The sequence below is a fragment of the Brevundimonas sp. 374 genome (genome assembly GCF_900102995.1).
GTDB classification, from domain to species: Bacteria; Pseudomonadota; Alphaproteobacteria; order Caulobacterales; family Caulobacteraceae; genus Brevundimonas; species Brevundimonas vesicularis_C.
The window spans coordinates 130,688-146,611 of record NZ_FNKT01000003.1 but is presented as its reverse complement, the minus strand read 5'-3'; the positions used below and the strand labels follow the sequence as shown (position 1 = coordinate 146,611).

The window sequence follows — 15,924 nt, the reverse complement described above, 5'->3', positions numbered from 1 at the left end:
CGCCGCCTCCCTTTCAGACGACTTTGTCGGTTTCTGGTCAACCTTTGCCGCTCTGGCGCGTTACGCCGACCGGGGAACTAAAACAAAGAGTTTGATCGTCAATGCCGTCTCATGCCGGAGCCGCTTCGCTATTGCTCCCGACACCGCCCGTGGTCGCCGACGGGATCGCCCTGTTCCTGGACATGGACGGCGTGCTGGCGCCAATGGCCCCGACGCCCGACGCCGTCGTGCCGACTGCGCGTCGTACGGCGGCGCTGAAGGCGGTAGAGGCGCGACTTGCGGGCCGCGTCGCCATCGTCAGCGGCCGCACGATCGCCGAGATCGACCGCATTTCCGATCACGCCCTGGTCTCGGGCTCGGGCGTGCATGGCCTGGAGCGGCGTCTGAAGGACGGCTCCATTGAACGCAAGACGCCCGACGCCGGCGTCGCCCAGGCGCTGGATGCGTTCGAGGAATTCGCCGCCGATCGCCCCGGCGTGATCGTCGAGGACAAAGGCGTCTCCGTCGGTCTGCACTATCGTCAGGCGCCGGATGAAGCCGGCGCCGCCAAGGGGCTGGCGGCCGAGCTTCAGGCCGAAACGGGACTGACGCTCCAACCCGGTCATATGGTGCTGGAGCTGAAGACGCCTGGCGCCGACAAGGGCACGGCCGTCACGGCCTTTATGCAGGAGGCGCCGTTCAAGGGTGCGGTCCCGGTCATGCTGGGCGACGATCTGACCGACGAATACGGGTTCGAGGCTGCGGCGGCGCTGGGCGGATACGGCGTGCTGGTCGGCCCCGAGCGCGAAACAGCGGCCCGATACCGGCTGGACGATGTGGATGCTGTGCTCACCTGGCTTGAAGCCGTAGCGAAGGCCTGAACCGATGAAGCCCAATCTGGATCTGTTTCCCATCGGCAACTGCGGCGTCAGCGCCCTGATCGACCGTCAGGGGCGTTTCGTCTGGGCCTGCGCGCCGCGGGTGGACGGCGACCCAGTCTTTTCCGCCCTGATGGACGGCATGGCGCCCGAGCATGGCTTCTGGGCCATCGAGATGGAGGACGTGAAGTCGATCGATCAGGCCTATGTCCGCAATACGCCGGTTCTGCGTACGGTGATGACGGCCGAGGACGGATCGTCAGCCGAGATCATCGACTTCGCCCCGCGTCATCCAAAGCACTCGCGCACCTATCGGCCGCTGGCCTTCGCTCGCATCGTGCGGCCCCTGTCGGGCACGCCGCGTATCCGTGTGCGGTTGCGGCCCTCGACGGACTGGGGCGCGCGCCTTGCGCCGCACACCTCCGGATCCAACCACATCCGCTATATGTGCGCCGACGTCACCTTCCGCCTGACGACCGATTGCCCCGTGTCGCATGTGCTGGAGGAGCGCGTGTTCCGGCTGGAGCGGTCGCACGCCTTCTTCCTGGGCCCGGACGAGGGCTATGACCAGGATGTCGGCCACGGCGTTCAGGGCGCACTCGATCGCACGGTCGCCTATTGGCAGGACTGGGTGCGCAAACTCTATCTGCCGCTCGACTATCAGGAAGCTGTGATCCGCGCGGCGATCACGCTGAAGCTGTGCGCCTATGAAGAGACCGGCGCCATCGTCGCCGCCATGACGACCTCGGTGCCCGAGTTCAAGGAGAGCGGGCGCAACTGGGACTATCGCTACTGCTGGATCCGCGACGCCTATTACACGGTGCGGGCGCTGAACCGGTTGGGTGCGGTCGACATCCTCGAGAACTACCTCGTCTATCTGAGGAATCTGGTCGACGATTCCGCCGGCGGTCATGTCCAGCCGGTCTATGGCGTGGGCCTGGAGCCTGGAATCGGCGAGAGCATCATCGACAGCGTCGAGGGCTACCGCGGCATGAAGCCGGTGCGGATCGGCAATCAGGCGCACGAACATCTGCAACACGACGTCTACGGACAGATCGTGCTGCCTCTGGTTCAGGCCTTCTATGACGCACGGCTGCTGCGTCCGGGTACGCTGGAGGATTTCCACGCTCTGGAAGCGATCGGCGAGCGGGCCTTCGCCATGCACGATCAGACCGACGCGGGCCTGTGGGAGTTCCGCACCATTGCGCGGGTCCACACCTATTCGTCCGTCATGTGCTGGGCCGCCTGCGATCGTCTGGCCAAGGCGGCCGACCATCTGCATCTGCCGGATCGGGCCGCCTTCTGGCGTGAGCGGGCGCAAATCATCCGTCAGCGGATCGAGGCGGAGGCCTATCTGCCCGACGAGGGCCGGTTCGCCGCCAGCTTCGGCGGCCGCGAGCTGGATGCGTCGTTATTGCAGATGACCGATCTCGGCTTCCTCGACGCCCACGATCCGCGTCAGGTCGCCACTTTCGACGCAATCGAGCGCGACCTGAAGAAGGGCAGCCACCTGTTCCGCTATGTCGAACCGGACGACTTCGGCGAGCCGGAGACGGCCTTCAACTTCTGCACCTTCTGGTTCATCGAGGCCCTGCACCAGAACGGCCGCATCGAGGAAGCCCGCACCATCTTCCAGGAGATGCTGAGCCGGCGGACGGCCGCCGGTCTTCTAAGCGAGGACATCTCGATCGACGATGGCGAGCTGTGGGGCAACTATCCGCAGACCTATTCCCTGGTCGGCATCATCAATTGCGCCGTGCTGTTGAGCCGTTCCTGGACCGATGTGCGTTAATGTCTGGACCCCGGGGCTGGGGTCGCCGAGTGAAGTGAAGTCATGAGCCGCCTGATCGTTGTTTCGAACCGGGTTTCGGCCCCGACCGACCCCGCCGCCGGGTCCGCCGGCGGCCTGGCCATGGCCCTGTCCGCCGCCCTCAGAAAATACGACGGTCTGTGGTTCGGCTGGTCGGGCGAGCGGGTGGATCACTACACCGGCGAGGTGAAGATCGAGGACCGGGCCGGCGTCACCGTAGGGCTCGTCGATCTGGAGGGGCAGGACGTCGACGAATACTACAACGGCTACGCCAACAAGACGTTGTGGCCGCTGTTCCATCACCGCATCGACCTAGCCCAGTACGAGCGGTCCTACGGCGAGGGCTATGAGCGGGTGAACCGGCGTTTCGCCGAAGCCCTGGCGCCGCTGATCCAGCCGGACGACATGATCTGGATCCACGACTACCACATGATCCCGATGGCGCGGGATCTGCGCCGCCTGGGCATTCGCAACCGGATCGGCTTCTTCCTGCACACGCCCTGGCCGGCGCGGCAGTTGCTGGTGACCCTGCCGCATCACCGGCGGCTGGTGGAGTCGATGTTCGACTTCGACCTGATTGGTTTCCACACCCAGGAATGGAGCGATCTGTTCACCGACTATGTGGTGTCAGAGGCCCAGGGCGAGCTGGATGGCGTCGGCGGGCTGGAGTGTTTCGGGCGCAAGGTCCAGACGGGCGTCTTCCCCATCGGCATCGACGTGGATGGTTTCCTGGCGGCGCGGAACTCGCAGCTTGGGGCGCGGACCTATGACCGGATGGCGGCGTCGTCGGCCTTCCGTTCGATGATCGTCGGCGTGGATCGGCTGGACTATTCCAAGGGGCTGGAAGAGCGACTGCTGGGCTACGAACAATTCCTGCACGACAACGCCTCGATGCGGGGCGAGGTCTTTCTGTTGCAGGTCACGCCCATCTCGCGCGACGACGTGGACAGCTATCAGGACATTCGTTCGCGGCTGGACGCCCTGGCCGGACGGATCAACGGCGCCTTCGCCGACATGGACTGGCAGCCGATCCGTTATCTGAACCGCACCTATCGGCGGGATCAGTTGGCGGGCATCTACCGCGCGGCGCGGGTCGGTCTGGTGACGCCGCTGCGTGACGGTATGAATCTGGTGGCCAAGGAATATGTCTGCGCCCAGAACCCGGACGATCCCGGCGTTCTGATCCTGTCGCGCTTCGCCGGAGCGGCGGAACAGATGGGTGAGGCGCTGCTGGTCAATCCCTACAGTCGCGAAGAGCTGTCCGACGCCATCCAGAAGGCGCTGACCATGCCGCTGGCCGAGCGGATCCGGAAATGGGAAGCCTTGATGGATGTGGTTCGCGCCACTGATGTCGGCATCTGGCGCGATGATTTCGTGCGCGCCCTGCAAGCCGATGAATCGACCTCGCAACCGACGCAGTGGGCCGGCGCGGCCTGACGCCTAGCGCAGGTCGAAGGCCAGCATCAGGGTGCGCTGGGCCGGATTGAAGTTGTCGTCGGAGAGGATGTAGAGGCGGGTTCTTCCGTTGCGCGTCTCTGCGGCGACCCCCTCGAAATTGTCGGTCGTGCCGGGCAGTTTCAGCTCGATCAGCACCGGCCCCAGCGTTCCGTCGGGGGCCATGCGGCGCACGCGCGCGCGCATGTCGATGGGCGCGCGGTACAGGCGCTGGACCACGAACCATCCGGCGCCGGACGGATCGCGATCCAGACCGGTGATGCGGTATTCGCTGTCGGGGATGGGGGTCGCAGGCGGCGCGCTCACGACCGTGCATCTCGCCGCTGCGCAATCCCAGACGCCGCCCGCCTCGCCAGAGACGCGCCAGCCGCCGGGCGCAGTCGCCAGACCCTCCATCCCGTCATTCTCGGTGAAGGCGAAGTCGGGCGACCGCACCGGCGTCGGCTGGGTCTTCAGCGCCGACAGGGGACCGTAGTTCCAGATCCGGTGACGCCGCTCGAAACTGACCAGCAGATCGCCGGAGGGGGTGATGGTCAGGCCCTCGGCGTCTCCGTCCGACTTGTCGGAAATCGCGGCGCCGTCCTGAAGCGTCAGCCGGCGCGAGCGGAAATGATCCAGGCCGACCAGCCGTCCCCGGGCGTCCAGGCGAATGTCACCGCGCACCAGATCGCCGGCGTCCGATACCGTGACGAAGCCGCCGTCGCCGGTCAGTTTCAGGTCCGACAGGCTGTGCAGCGGGGAGGTCGAGGCGGCGCTGATCTGCAGGCCGCCGGCGAACGTCACGCCGTCAGCCAACTGCGTGCCGCCGGGCAAGCCCAGACTGACGCTTCGCAGTTCCGCGACTTGGGGCGTCCAGCCGTCCGACGCCAACGGATAAGGACGCGGCGCACCCAGCGAGGCGGCGCAGGCCGACAGCGACAGGGCGATCCAGACACTGGCCAGCCGGCCGAAACGGCTCATGCCGCCAGCCTTCGCTTGGCGCGACGGGTGGGACCCGCCGCCCCCTCGTTCTCGAACAATTCGGCCAGCTTCTCGGTCATGGCGCCCGCCAACTGCTCCACGTCCACGATGGTCAGGGCCTTGCGATACCAGCGGGTCACGTCGTGGCCGATGCCGATCGCCAGCAGTTCGACCGGCGAGCGATCCTCGATCTCTGCGATCACCTGGCGCAGGTGCTTGTCCAGATAGAGGGCCGCATTCGCCGACTGGGTCGAATCGTCGACCGGCGAACCGTCGGAAATGACCATCAGGATGCGGCGCTGTTCGGTGCGGGCCAGCAGGCGATTGTGCGCCCATTGCAGGGCCTCGCCGTCGATGTTTTCCTTCAGAAGACCTTCGCGCATCATCAGACCCAGGTTCTTCTTGGCCCGGCGCCAGGGCGCGTCGGCGGCCTTGTAGATGATGTGGCGCAGGTCGTTCAGGCGGCCCGGATTGGCCGGCTTGCCGGCGGTGATCCAGGCCTCGCGGCTCTGTCCGCCTTTCCACGCGCGGGTGGTGAAGCCCAGGATCTCGACCTTCACGCCGCAGCGTTCGAGCGTCCGCGCCAGGATGTCGGCGCAGACCGCCGCCACCATGATCGGCCGCCCGCGCATCGAGCCGGAGTTGTCGAGCAGCAGGGTCACGACCGTATCGCGGAACGGGCTTTCGCTCTCGGCCTTGAATGACAGGGGAGCGGTGGGGTCGGTGACGATCCGGGTCAGCCGCGCCGTGTCCAGCATCCCCTCTTCCAGATCAAAGACCCAGGAGCGGTTCTGCTGCGCCAGCAGCCGGCGTTGCAGCTTGTTGGCCAGGCGCGACACGACGCTGGACAGGATGGCCAGCTGGCCATCCAGCAGGGCGCGCAGCCGGTCCAGCTCGACCGGGTCGCACAGGTCGGCGGCGTTCACCACCTCGTCGAAGGCGGTGGTGAAGACGCGGTAGAAATCGACCGCGCGGCCGTCGTCGGCCGTCTGCTGACGGTTCGGCTGCTGGCGTTCCTGAAGTTCCGGGCCATCGTCGGCGCCTTCGCCGTCGGGATCGGCGGGCGCGCCTTCGGGGCGACTTTCGCGCTCTTGCTCGGAAGACTGATCGTCGGCGTCGCCCTCCATCGACTGGGAGCCTTCGCCGCCGTCCTGCTCTTCCTCCTCGTCCTGATCGTCGTCGGCCGCAGGGTCCTGAGGATCGGGCTCCTCGTCGCCGGGATCTTCGGACGTATCCTCGCCGCGTCCGTCGCCGGGGTCGAGGTCCAGCGCGCGCAGCACTTCGCGCATCTTCAGCGCGAAGCCTTCCTGATCGCCCGCCGTGCCGGCCAGGGCGTCCAGCTTGGCACCCGCCTTGGCTTCGATGTTAGCGCGCACCAGATCCAGCATGGCCCGGGCGCCGTCGGGGGCGGGGCGCCCGGTCAGCCGCTCTCGCACCAGCAGAGCCACGGCTTCGGACACGGGCACGCGGTCGGCGTCGCTGATGCGCAGGGCACCCGTCTTTTCCAGCCGCGTGATCAGGGCGGCGCCCAGGTTGTCGCGCACCCCGGCCAGATGTTCCGAACCGAAGGCCTCGACCCGCGCCTGTTCGACCGCATCGAACACCTCGGCCGCCTTGGCGTCTGCCGGCCGCATCCGGCTGTTCACCGCCGCATCGTGATTGGCCAGACGCAGCGCCAGCCGGTCGGCCTGGCCGCGCAAGGACGCGCTCTCGGGCCCGGACGGATCGCGCGGCGGATGGGGCAGGGTCAGGACGCCGTTCGACAGCTTGGGCCCGTCGGACCCGAACACCACCTCCAGCTCGGGCTGTTCGGCCAGCGCCCGCGCGGCATGACCCAGCGCGCGCTTGAAGGTTTCGGCGGGAGTATCCGGGGCGGCCATAGCCCTCAGTTAATCGCTTCGCGCCTGCGATAAAAGCGCCGTCAGCTGCCTTTTGAAATCGGCACCCGACGGCCGTAGGTCAGACAGCGCCAAACCCACTCCAGCGGCCCCATGCTGAACCGCGACAACCACAGTGGCGACCAGATCAGTTGCAGCGCCCAGACCGCCACGACCAGGCCCCACATCTGCACATAGTCGGCCCGTCCGAACAGGCGCGGCCCCCATGGCATATAGAAGAGGGTGCTCATGATCAGGGTCTGGGTCAGATAGTTGGTGAAGGCCATCTGCCCTACCGGCCGCAGCGCCGCCGTGATCCAGGCCGCCCCTCGCGTCGTCGCCAGCACGATCAGGCTGACATAGGCCAGGGTGACGAAGACGGGGAAGGAGGCGACGACCTCCGCAAGGCCGCGCGTCGGGTGGGTTCCGGCCGGGGCCAAGGCCTCGCGCCATTCCAGCACGCCCAGCAGGGCCAGTACGGCTCCGCCGACGCCGATCAAGGCGACATAGACCCCGTTGGGCGCCCGGCCGCTGAACACGCCGGCCTTGAACAGGCCCAGACCCAGCATCATCAGGGCCACGGTCGAGAAGACGAACATGGTCAGGCTGGCGCCCTGCAGCAGCAGCCAGTTCTGCAGGTTCTGGCCCATCGCCCCGGTCCAGCCGCTGCGATAGGCGGCGATCGACTCCGTCACCATGCCGGCGGTGTAATGCGGCCCGCCCTGGTTCATCGCCTCGGTGATCGCCGGCGGCCCGGCGACCATCAGCCAGGTCGCGCCCGCCTGCATCGCGCCCAGCAACAGGGTCACGCCCAGGCCGATCCCGATCAGCGTTCCGGCCCGCATCGACCGCATCAGCATCACGAACAGGCCGGACCAGGCGTAGAGCAGCAGCACGTCGCCATACCAGAAGGCCAGGCCGTGGATCAGGGCGATGACGGCCAGCCAGAACAGGCGGCGCCGCAGCAGTTTGCCACGCGCCGCATCGTCCCGCTCGCCCCCGACCAGATAGATCGAGGCCCCGAACAGCATCGAAAACAGGGTGATGAACTTCTGATGGAAGAAGACGTCCATCGTCCAGCGCGCCACGGCGTTGGCGCCGGTGACCGGAAACGGGCTCAGGCTGGCGTCCTGATAGACCATGACCGGCAGGCCGAACGAGACGACATTGACGGCCAGGATGCCCAGCACCGCCAGGCCCCGCATGACGTCCAGGCTGGCGATGCGCGAGGTCGCCGCGACGGGCGACAGCACCTCCGCCGCATCCTTGTCCGTGTCGTCCATGGTCATTCTCGGATCCCCCAATCCTCGAACTCAGGCGTCGTGTGCGCCTGTCAGCCCTTGGGCATCAGGCCCAGTCTGTCTTTGACCGCCGGCCGCGCATCGAAGGCGATGAAGGCGGCGCACAACCCGGCCCACAGGGCGTAGCTGACGCCCACGATCATGGCGATGGGCAGGCCGCCGACGCCGAAGATCAAAAGGGTGGTCTCGGTCGCGCCCAGGGCCTGCATGACGTCGCCGGCCTCGAACCAGCCCATCACGCTCATGCCCAGGGCGACGACGATCTGGACCAGGGCCGCCGCCAGGCCGCCGTACATCATGAAGCGCCAGACCACGCCCAGCCGTGTGCCGGGTCGCCCGTCGCGCTTGCGCTCGTTCAGCACACGATACAGCGCCAGCGGCACGGTGATCAGCCCGATCAGCATCACCACCAGCCGCCAGTCCATGTCGCGACCCGGCAGATAGGCGTGCGGCCGCCAGAAGGGCAGGGTCAACCAAAGGGGGGGCCAGGCCGCGCCGGCCAGGCAGGCCAGAATCCGAGGCGTCCGCCCAGGCCGCGCAGCGATGGTCGCCTGACCGGGCAGGTCGGAATAGCTCTCGAACCGGCTCATCGCGTCGGCGCCGGCGCAGCGCCGGAATAGTCATAGAAGCCGCGGCCGCTCTTCCTGCCCAGCCAGCCGGCCTCGACGTATTTCACCAGCAGGGGGCAGGGGCGGTATTTGCTGTCGGCCAGGCCGTCATACAGCACGTTCATGATGGCCAGGACGACGTCCAGACCCATGAAGTCCGCCAGTTCTAGCGGGCCCATCGGGTGGTTGGCGCCCAGGCGCAGCGCCTTGTCGATCGAGGCGACATTGCCGACCCCTTCGTACAGGGCGAAGATGGCCTCGTTCATCATCGGCACCAGGATGCGGTTGACGATGAAGGCGGGGAAGTCCTCGGCGTCCGTGGTGGTCTTGCCCAGGCTCTCGGCGAAGGCGACGGCGGCGGAATGGGTTTCGGCCGAGGTGGCGATGCCGCGAATGATCTCCACCAGCTTCATCACCGGCGCCGGCTTCATGAAGTGCAGGCCGACGAACCGGTCCGGCCGGTCCGTCGAAGACGCCAGGCGGGTGATCGAGATCGAAGAGGTGTTGGACGCCAGCAGGGTCTGCGGCCCCAGGTGCGGCACGACCTGCGCATAGATGGCCTTCTTGACCGCCTCGTCTTCCAGCGCTGCCTCGATGACCAGATCGGCGCCGGCGACGGCCTCGGCCATCACGTCGCTTGTCGTGATGCGGGTCAGGGCTGCGTCGGCCGCGGCCTGGTCGACCAGTCCGCGTCCGACGTGACGCGCCAGGCTGGCCGCGATCTCGCCCTGCGCCAGCGGCAGCCGGTCGGCGACGACGTCATAAAGGCGAACCGAATAGCCCCCGAGCGCGACCGCCTGCGCGATGCCTGCGCCCATCTGTCCGGCGCCCAGAATGGCGACTGTGGTGATCGAGGTCATGAACCGTGGTCGAAAGTGGTCGGGCGGGCACCTTTAGAAAGGAAGGCGCGCGGCGCAAGAGCGGATCAACCCTCTCGCATCAGATTTCCGCCCGCCGTGTCGCCTCAGCCGAGCAACTGGATCAGGGCCGGCGCCGCCGTGCGGTTGAACAGCACGCTGATGAACTGCAGCAGTAGGATCACCACGATGGGCGAGATGTCGATGCCGCCCAAGTTCGGAATGATGCGGCGGAACGGCTCCAGCAGGGGCGCGGTGACCCGGTCCAGGAAGGTCCCGACCGAATAGACGAAGCGGTTGCGATAGTTGACGACGTCGAACGCCACCAACCAGCTCAGAATGGCCTGGGCGATGATGAACCAGATCATCAGACTGATGATGGTGTTGATCAACCAGACGAGCGCATAGCCCATGAACGGTAACTCCTGCTTGGATCGGCGCTTCTAGCCTGTTCGCCCCGGCTCCGACAACGGCCGTATCCGACCTGCGCGCTTTGCGCGCACAAGCCCGTTGACACCACGCCCGCCCGCCTTCTATGTCCGCCACGCCTGTGAAACCCGATCCCACGCTGGAAACGGGGCCGTAGCTCAGTTGGTAGAGCGCGTCGTTCGCAATGACGAGGTCAGGGGTTCGACTCCCCTCGGCTCCACCAGGCGTTTTCAATCAGAGCCGAGCTACCAGCCGCCCGTGCGGCCCTTGGCTCAGTTGCCGCGGTAGGTGCTGTAGCCGTAGGGGCTGACGACGACGGGGACGTGGTAATGGATGCTGGGGTCGCGGACCTGGAACACCACGTCGATCTCGGGGAAGAAGGGCTGGGCGTCCTTGTCGCCGTATTGCGACATGTCGAACGTCAGCTTGTAGGTGGCGACCTGGGTCGTGACCTGATCGCCGAACGAGCGGACGCGGCCGTTCTCGTCGGTGCGCGCGGTCGCCAGCTGTCGCCAGCCGCCGTCGCCGTCCTTGATCGCCAGGGTGACGGGCACGTCGCGGCCGCCGACGCCGCGCGCCAAATCCAGGACGTGGGTCGAAATGGTCTCGGCCGAGGCCGATCCTGCAAAGATCAGAAAGGCCGATAGGGCGGCAAGCGCTGCAATACGCATGGAAGATCCTTGAAGACGGGTTGGCTTCGGGGCGGCGTGAGCCGGGCGATCAGTGCTGGGTCGGCCGGACCAAGGTCAGGTCATAGCCCAGGGCGCGGGTGCGGTTCAGGATGGTCTCGCGGGTCTGGGGCGAAGGTTGCGCGGTGCGGCTGAGCAGCCAGAGGTAGCGACCCGACGGCTCGCCGACGATGGACCAGGAATAGTCGTCGGCGTGGTCCAGCACCCAATAGTCGCCGACGTAGAAGGGGCCGAAGAAGGATACCTTCAGCTTGGCGTTGTCGCTGCCCTCGACGATCTTCGCCTTGCCCTCTGAGGTTTTTTCCGGACCATCGACCGTACCCTGTCGGCAGGTGTTCAGCACGCCGACCAGACCGTCATTGCGCACCGTATATTGGGCCGTCACGGCTTCGCAGCCGCGCTCGAACCCGTTCTCGTAGCGCCCGATTTCATACCACAGGCCGGCGTAGCGGTTCAGGTCGACCGGCTTTGTGGGTTGGGGCACGGCGGCGTTGCCGACGGGACCGCGTTGCAGGGTGGCGCAGGCGCCCAGCGCCAGCGCGGCGCCGGCGATCAGGGCGATGGAAGCGATGCGAGCGATTTTCATGGCCGCAGAACGACGATGAGGGCGCCCGGTTCCGGACACTCGGTCTCGGCAGATCACCGCAGCGCGACGTAGCCCCGTTCGATGACCCGGCGCAGAGCCTCGTAGGCTTCGGCCAGTTCGTCGTAGGCGGTGCGGGCGGCGGTCAGGCGGGCGACTTGGTCCGGCGTGACAGCCGAGCCGGAGTGGGCCAGGCGCAGCGATTCCGCGACCCATTTGGCGCGGGCCGTGGCGGTCATCACCGCCAGCTTTTGCAGCGAGCCGGCGTCCACGCCGGTCAGGGCGTGCCCGATCACCTCCTTGTTGGCGACGTAGGCGGCGTAGTCGATCTGCTCCAGCTGCCCGCGCAGGCGACGCTGTTCGTGCGGATCGGTGTCCTGCGGCTCGAAATGGTCGCTGTGGCGGCGGGTGCTGGACGTCATCTTGGTCGACATGGGCGAGCCCTCCCCGGCCTGTCCTGGCGGTCCCGACGGCCGCTCGACAAAGAAGGTGCGCCGTCTCGGTTAACGCCGCGTTGCGCTTAAGACCCACGCATCCGATATCGGGGTCACACGGGATCGGAGAAGACCATGGACCTGAAACTCGACGGCAAGCGCGCCCTGATCTGCGGCGGCTCATCCGGCCTTGGCCGCGCCGTGGCGACGGCCCTGGTCGCGGAGGGCGCGCACGTCGCCCTGCTGTCGCGCGATGAAGGCAAGCTTCAGGCCGTGGCGGATGCGTTGAATGCGGCAGGGCCTGGCCGGGCGGTCGTGGTCACGGCGGACCTGGCGGACCATGAGGCGCTGTTGAAGGCGACGGACCGGGCCGAGGATCTGCTGGGCGGGCACATCGAAATCCTGTTGAACAACACCGGGGGGCCGCCGCCGTCGGGCGTGTCGGGGCTTGAGCCGGCGGTGTGGCGCGATCATTTCGAGTCGATGGTGCTGTCGATCTTCCGCCTGACGGACCGGGTGCTGCCGGCCATGCGGGCGGCCGGCTGGGGGCGCATCCTGAACGTCGCCTCGATCACAGTGGTCGAGCCGTCGGCGGCGTTGGGCGTGTCCAACACCCTGCGGGCTTCGGTCGCGGCCTGGGCCAAGACCCTGGCCAATGAGGTCGGACCGGACGGGGTGACGGTCAACACCTTGCTGCCGGGGCGGATCGATACGCCGCGGATCGAAAGGCTGGACCAGGCGACCGCTGAGCGCACCGGCACGACGCCGCAAGAGGCGCGAGCTGAATCCGTCAAATCGATCCCGGTCGGCCGTATCGGCACGACCGAGGAGTTCGGCGCCACCGCCGCCTTCCTGGCCAGTCCGCTGGCGGCCTATGTCACCGGCTCGCTGATCCGACTGGACGGCGGGGCGATCAAGGCGATCTGATCAGTCGGGCGCACGACGGCGCAGCACGCCGCCGAAGGCCACGCGGCTGCGCCCGTAATCCAGAGTGATGCGGCTGAACCGGCTCAGGATATCGGCGCCCAGCAGCAGGGCCGGCTTGTCGATCAGGTCCATGACCTGAAACACATGCAGATCGGCGAACAGCAGCGGGGTCGGCCCCAGCGATCGTCCCGCGATGTGCAGGGCGGGCGTCGTGCCGGTGCGGGCCGTCACCGCGCCGCCGACGATGCCGACCATGCGCACGGGCTCGGACGGGGCGGCGGCCTGACCGATGTCGATCGCCTGCATCAGGGCCAGATTGCCGATCGAATATTGCGCGCCGCTGTCGATGAAGGCGGCGACCTCCACGCCGGCGACATTGATCCGGGTCAGGAGTAACTGACCAAATCGGCCGCGACGACCGGCGACCAGCACGTCCTGCTGACGAAGCCGCGTGGCGTCAGCGCTGGTCGTCAAAGCGATGCTGGTCGACCCCGATGGCGACAGGGCGACCTGGCGGGCGTTGACGTCCAGCGTCAGGCGAAAGCGGGACAGCAGGTCCAGACCGAGCAGGCCGTCGGCGCCCAGGGCGTCGCGCGGGAAGACCGGCAGGGTCAGGTCGCTGAAGCGCCGCCGCCCGATCTCGATCTGCGCCAGTTCGACGGTCGGCGTGACCTCAGCCGCCGTGATCCCGTGCACCACGACCGGGCGGCCGGGCGGCAGGGCCAAGGCCTGGGCCAACTCGGCCGAAACCGCGCTGCGCTCGGCGCCGGTGTCAATGATGAAGACCTGCTGGACGCTTCCGTTCAGACGCACGCCGACGCCCATCCGCGTCAACAGATTTTGCAAGAGCCGCACCTGATCGGGCGGGTCTGCTGGGACAGCGGTCTGAGCGGACACAAACGGAACAGCCGCCAGCAGGCCCAGCGTCTTGCGCCGCGACGTTTTCACGCTCGATCCTTCGCCAAACCCTGGCCGCACTTGCCTGTCCTCCTCGGGCCTTCGCCAGGGCAGGGCAGGCTACGCGCTTTTGGCGAAGAGCCTGAGACATATTCTTGTCCGTCGTGTCTCAGCGCAGCTGCGCTTGCTCGCCCAGCGTTCGGCTCCGTCTAGCCAATCGAGGGTTGTCGGCGTATTGTCCCGGCCGACCAGGAGGATGCGATGCTGACCTTGCTTATGCTGGCCTTGTCCGACCCTGCGGCAGCGTCTTCCAGCGCGATCACCGGCCGTGATCCTGTCGTTGTTTCCGCACCAAGGGAGGACACGCAGCGTTGCGGCGATCCGCTGATGCAGGCTCGGCAAGGCGGCGCCGGCGCCATGACGATGGATCGATCGCTCGATGACGGACAGGTCCGGCGCTATCTGCTGCTGGATCGGCGCGACCAGAACAACTGTCCCCTGCCGATCAGCTACGCCGTGCCGGATCAACGGGCGCTGGGTCGAAACCTGATGCCGGCTCAGCCCGACGTCGGCGCGCCACCGGCTCCGCCCGCGCCGCGTCGCTAGGCGCGGGGATGGGCGGCCGCATAAGCGTTCAAAAGGCGATCCGCATCGACGCCGATGTATTTCTGGGTCGTCGATAGGCTGGCGTGGCCCAGCAGTTCCTGAATCGACCGCAGGTCGGCGCCGGCGCCCAGCAGGTGGGTCGCGAAACTGTGGCGTAGGGCGTGAGGCGTCGTGCGCTCCGGCAGACCCAGCCGGCCGCGCAGCCGCTGGACCGAGGCCTGGACATGACGGGGGCTTAAGGGGCCGCCGCGGCGGGCGCGGAACAGGGCGTCGGCGGGCTGGAGCGGGAAGGGCAGAAGAGCCAGATAGGCGTCCACTGCGGTGCGCACGGCGGGCAGGATCGGCGCGATCCGCGTCTTTGACCCCTTGCCGACGATACGCAGGGTCTCGCCTAGCGGCGCATCGGCGCGGGTCAGGGACATGGCCTCGGAGATCCGCAGGCCGCAGCCGTAGAGCAGGGTCAGGACAGCTCTGTCACGCGCGCCCTCCCACGGTTCGGCGTCGGGATCGGCGTCCGGTTCGGCCAGCAGGCCGCGCGCCTGATCCTCGGTCACCGGACGGGGCAGGGACGGCTTGACCTTGGGACCGCGCACCAGGGCCAGTTGCGGCGCGGGCGTGTCCAGCCGCCGGTCGAGGAAGGTGTGAAACCCGCGAATGGCCGACAGGCTCTGGCTAAGCGACCGGGCTGCCAGCGGGTGATCGCCTGAGCGCCGCTCGGCCATGTGGGCGCGGACCTCGGCGGCGGTGATCGTCCCCATGTCCTTTAGCGACAGCGCCTCGCCGCGATGGTGTTCGAGGAAGGCGACATAGAGCCGGCCGATATGGCCATAGGCCTCCAGCGTGCGCGGCGACAGCCGACGTTCGTGCGCCAGGTGATCGAGCCAGGCGCGCAGGGCGTCGGAGGCGGTCAGTTCAATACCGGCCATCGCTCGGCCATCCGCTCCGTCACCCGCGCCAGGAAGGCGGCCAGTTCGCAGCCCATGTTGGGGGTGAAGCCTTCGGGCTCCGGCGAGCCGAAGGCGCAGATGCAGGGGCGGGGCGGGCCACCCGGCGTCAGGTGCGGGGCCATGCGGACTAGGGCGATGGACCTCACCTGATCCTCGGCCGCGCCGAAGAAATTCAGTCCCGAGATCATCGGGCCGAGCCAGGTCAGGCCATGCTCGCCCAGCAGATTGTCGACATCGCCTTCTTCCAGCGCGCGCCAGCCGAAGGGCACGCCGCCCGGTTTTTCCAGAGCGATGGCGGCGCCGGCCAAGCCGAACCGCCCCTGCGCCGCCGCATCCAGTCGACGGGCCAGGTCGGAATGGTTCTTGGCCTCCATCAGGTCCAGGGTCGCGACGTGCGTCTGGGTCTGGGCGGCGAAGTTGGCGCGGGCGACCAGTTCGATCTCGCGCCGGGCGCCGGTCTCGCGCTCGACCACGGCCTCTAGCCGCGTCAGGGCGGCGGCGCCGAACTCGACCACATTGCGGCCGTGCGGCCGCAGACCGATCTCTTCCAGCAGGGAGCGGTCGTCCAGCAGGGTCTGAGGATGGGTCTGCAGCCAGCCGCGCACGTCGGGCCAATGCAAGCCGTCGCCGATATGGGGCGTTGCGTCCGATTCCGACGTTTCGAAAAGGTCCAATGAGCCGCTCAAA

17 protein-coding genes and 1 tRNA gene are annotated in these 15,924 nt (G+C 67.6%); 6 read left to right on the top strand and 12 right to left on the bottom strand.

The window, feature by feature from the left end:
- Positions 1–131: 131 nt before the first annotated feature.
- Genes otsB through BLR19_RS10955 form a run of 3 tightly spaced genes read left to right on the top strand, consistent with a single transcriptional unit; the run spans position 132 to position 4,104 of the window.
- On the top strand, positions 132–860 hold the full coding sequence (otsB, locus tag BLR19_RS10965; protein WP_017504969.1) for a trehalose-phosphatase: 729 nt from the start codon (positions 132–134) through the stop codon (positions 858–860).
- Between the two features lie 4 nt (positions 861–864).
- The gene (locus BLR19_RS10960; RefSeq protein WP_091750826.1) at positions 865–2,649 is read left to right on the top strand and encodes a glycoside hydrolase family 15 protein; all 1,785 of its coding nucleotides are present in this window, start codon (positions 865–867) and stop codon (positions 2,647–2,649) included.
- A 42-nt stretch (positions 2,650–2,691) separates the two neighbouring features.
- Entirely contained in the window at positions 2,692–4,104 is a 1,413-nt protein-coding gene (locus BLR19_RS10955) for an alpha,alpha-trehalose-phosphate synthase (UDP-forming) (protein WP_091750823.1), read from the top strand.
- A gap of 3 nt (positions 4,105–4,107) precedes the next feature.
- Here the strand turns inward: BLR19_RS10955 and BLR19_RS10950 are convergent, their stop codons facing one another.
- The 6 genes from BLR19_RS10950 to BLR19_RS10925 form a co-directional block, all read right to left on the bottom strand.
- Positions 4,108–5,082 carry an esterase-like activity of phytase family protein gene (locus BLR19_RS10950; protein WP_091750820.1) on the bottom strand — a complete coding sequence of 325 codons (975 nt, stop codon included), beginning with the start codon at positions 5,080–5,082 and terminating at the stop codon, positions 4,108–4,110.
- On the bottom strand, positions 5,079–6,962 hold the full coding sequence (gene cobT, locus BLR19_RS10945) for a cobaltochelatase subunit CobT (protein ID WP_091750817.1): 1,884 nt from the start codon (positions 6,960–6,962) through the stop codon (positions 5,079–5,081). Before cobT ends, BLR19_RS10950 begins: the two co-directional genes overlap by 4 nt.
- 41 nt (positions 6,963–7,003) lie before the next feature.
- Positions 7,004–8,248 (bottom strand): DUF418 domain-containing protein, encoded by a 1,245-nt coding sequence (locus tag BLR19_RS10940; RefSeq protein WP_091750814.1) that lies wholly within the window; start codon positions 8,246–8,248, stop codon positions 7,004–7,006.
- A gap of 44 nt (positions 8,249–8,292) precedes the next feature.
- Positions 8,293–8,850 carry a phthalate transporter gene (locus tag BLR19_RS10935; protein WP_091750811.1) on the bottom strand — a complete coding sequence of 186 codons (558 nt, stop codon included), beginning with the start codon at positions 8,848–8,850 and terminating at the stop codon, positions 8,293–8,295.
- A complete protein-coding gene (locus tag BLR19_RS10930) occupies positions 8,847–9,728 on the bottom strand; it encodes a 3-hydroxybutyryl-CoA dehydrogenase (RefSeq protein ID WP_091750808.1) in 882 nt (293 codons plus the stop codon). Before BLR19_RS10930 ends, BLR19_RS10935 begins: the two co-directional genes overlap by 4 nt.
- Before the next feature lie 104 nt (positions 9,729–9,832).
- The gene (locus tag BLR19_RS10925) at positions 9,833–10,138 is read right to left on the bottom strand and encodes a YggT family protein (protein ID WP_017504977.1); all 306 of its coding nucleotides are present in this window, start codon (positions 10,136–10,138) and stop codon (positions 9,833–9,835) included.
- Positions 10,139–10,301: 163 nt separating this feature from the next.
- Between BLR19_RS10925 and BLR19_RS10920 the strand changes: the two genes are divergently transcribed.
- Positions 10,302–10,377, top strand: a tRNA-Ala gene (locus tag BLR19_RS10920).
- Positions 10,378–10,426: 49 nt separating this feature from the next.
- On the opposite strand, the gene uraH is transcribed toward BLR19_RS10920, so the two are convergent.
- Genes uraH through BLR19_RS10905 form a run of 3 tightly spaced genes read right to left on the bottom strand, consistent with a single transcriptional unit; the run spans position 10,427 to position 11,860 of the window.
- Entirely contained in the window at positions 10,427–10,825 is a 399-nt protein-coding gene (uraH, locus tag BLR19_RS10915; RefSeq protein WP_091750804.1) for a hydroxyisourate hydrolase, read from the bottom strand.
- Positions 10,826–10,874: 49 nt separating this feature from the next.
- Complete coding sequence (locus BLR19_RS10910; RefSeq protein ID WP_091750801.1) at positions 10,875–11,429, bottom strand: lipocalin family protein; 555 nt, start codon at positions 11,427–11,429, stop codon at positions 10,875–10,877.
- Positions 11,430–11,482: 53 nt separating this feature from the next.
- Entirely contained in the window at positions 11,483–11,860 is a 378-nt protein-coding gene (locus BLR19_RS10905; protein WP_055754368.1) for a hypothetical protein, read from the bottom strand.
- A gap of 135 nt (positions 11,861–11,995) precedes the next feature.
- On the opposite strand from BLR19_RS10905, the gene BLR19_RS10900 reads away from it, so the two are divergent.
- Complete coding sequence (locus tag BLR19_RS10900; RefSeq protein ID WP_091750798.1) at positions 11,996–12,787, top strand: SDR family oxidoreductase; 792 nt, start codon at positions 11,996–11,998, stop codon at positions 12,785–12,787.
- Here BLR19_RS10900 and BLR19_RS10895 read toward each other — a convergent pair whose 3' ends face one another.
- Entirely contained in the window at positions 12,788–13,735 is a 948-nt protein-coding gene (locus BLR19_RS10895) for a retroviral-like aspartic protease family protein (protein ID WP_091750796.1), read from the bottom strand.
- Positions 13,736–13,945: 210 nt separating this feature from the next.
- On the opposite strand from BLR19_RS10895, the gene BLR19_RS14695 reads away from it, so the two are divergent.
- A complete protein-coding gene (locus tag BLR19_RS14695) occupies positions 13,946–14,290 on the top strand; it encodes a hypothetical protein (RefSeq protein ID WP_143007369.1) in 345 nt (114 codons plus the stop codon).
- On the opposite strand, the gene BLR19_RS10885 is transcribed toward BLR19_RS14695, so the two are convergent.
- Together BLR19_RS10885 and BLR19_RS10880 are read right to left on the bottom strand one after the other, a co-directional pair.
- A complete protein-coding gene (locus BLR19_RS10885; RefSeq protein WP_091750789.1) occupies positions 14,287–15,216 on the bottom strand; it encodes a tyrosine recombinase XerC in 930 nt (309 codons plus the stop codon). The two genes, BLR19_RS14695 and BLR19_RS10885, sit on opposite strands and share 4 nt — an antisense overlap.
- On the bottom strand, positions 15,198–15,911 hold the full coding sequence (locus BLR19_RS10880) for a DUF484 family protein (RefSeq protein ID WP_039243945.1): 714 nt from the start codon (positions 15,909–15,911) through the stop codon (positions 15,198–15,200). The genes BLR19_RS10885 and BLR19_RS10880 overlap by 19 nt, the downstream gene beginning before the upstream one ends.
- Positions 15,912–15,924: the final 13 nt, after the last annotated feature.

Coding starts and splice junctions, on each gene's coding strand:
- BLR19_RS10930 (WP_091750808.1), bottom strand. CDS start 9,728: ATGACCTCGATCACCACAGTCGCCATTCTGGGCGCCGGACAGATGGGC.
- BLR19_RS10900 (WP_091750798.1), top strand. CDS start 11,996: ATGGACCTGAAACTCGACGGCAAGCGCGCCCTGATCTGCGGCGGCTCA.
- BLR19_RS10940 (WP_091750814.1), bottom strand. CDS start 8,248: ATGACCATGGACGACACGGACAAGGATGCGGCGGAGGTGCTGTCGCCC.
- BLR19_RS10950 (WP_091750820.1), bottom strand. CDS start 5,082: ATGAGCCGTTTCGGCCGGCTGGCCAGTGTCTGGATCGCCCTGTCGCTG.
- BLR19_RS14695 (WP_143007369.1), top strand. CDS start 13,946: ATGCTGACCTTGCTTATGCTGGCCTTGTCCGACCCTGCGGCAGCGTCT.
- BLR19_RS10925 (WP_017504977.1), bottom strand. CDS start 10,138: ATGGGCTATGCGCTCGTCTGGTTGATCAACACCATCATCAGTCTGATG.
- BLR19_RS10960 (WP_091750826.1), top strand. CDS start 865: ATGAAGCCCAATCTGGATCTGTTTCCCATCGGCAACTGCGGCGTCAGC.
- BLR19_RS10905 (WP_055754368.1), bottom strand. CDS start 11,860: ATGTCGACCAAGATGACGTCCAGCACCCGCCGCCACAGCGACCATTTC.
- BLR19_RS10885 (WP_091750789.1), bottom strand. CDS start 15,216: ATGGCCGGTATTGAACTGACCGCCTCCGACGCCCTGCGCGCCTGGCTC.
- cobT (WP_091750817.1), bottom strand. CDS start 6,962: ATGGCCGCCCCGGATACTCCCGCCGAAACCTTCAAGCGCGCGCTGGGT.
- BLR19_RS10955 (WP_091750823.1), top strand. CDS start 2,692: ATGAGCCGCCTGATCGTTGTTTCGAACCGGGTTTCGGCCCCGACCGAC.
- BLR19_RS10910 (WP_091750801.1), bottom strand. CDS start 11,429: ATGAAAATCGCTCGCATCGCTTCCATCGCCCTGATCGCCGGCGCCGCG.
- BLR19_RS10935 (WP_091750811.1), bottom strand. CDS start 8,850: ATGAGCCGGTTCGAGAGCTATTCCGACCTGCCCGGTCAGGCGACCATC.
- uraH (WP_091750804.1), bottom strand. CDS start 10,825: ATGCGTATTGCAGCGCTTGCCGCCCTATCGGCCTTTCTGATCTTTGCA.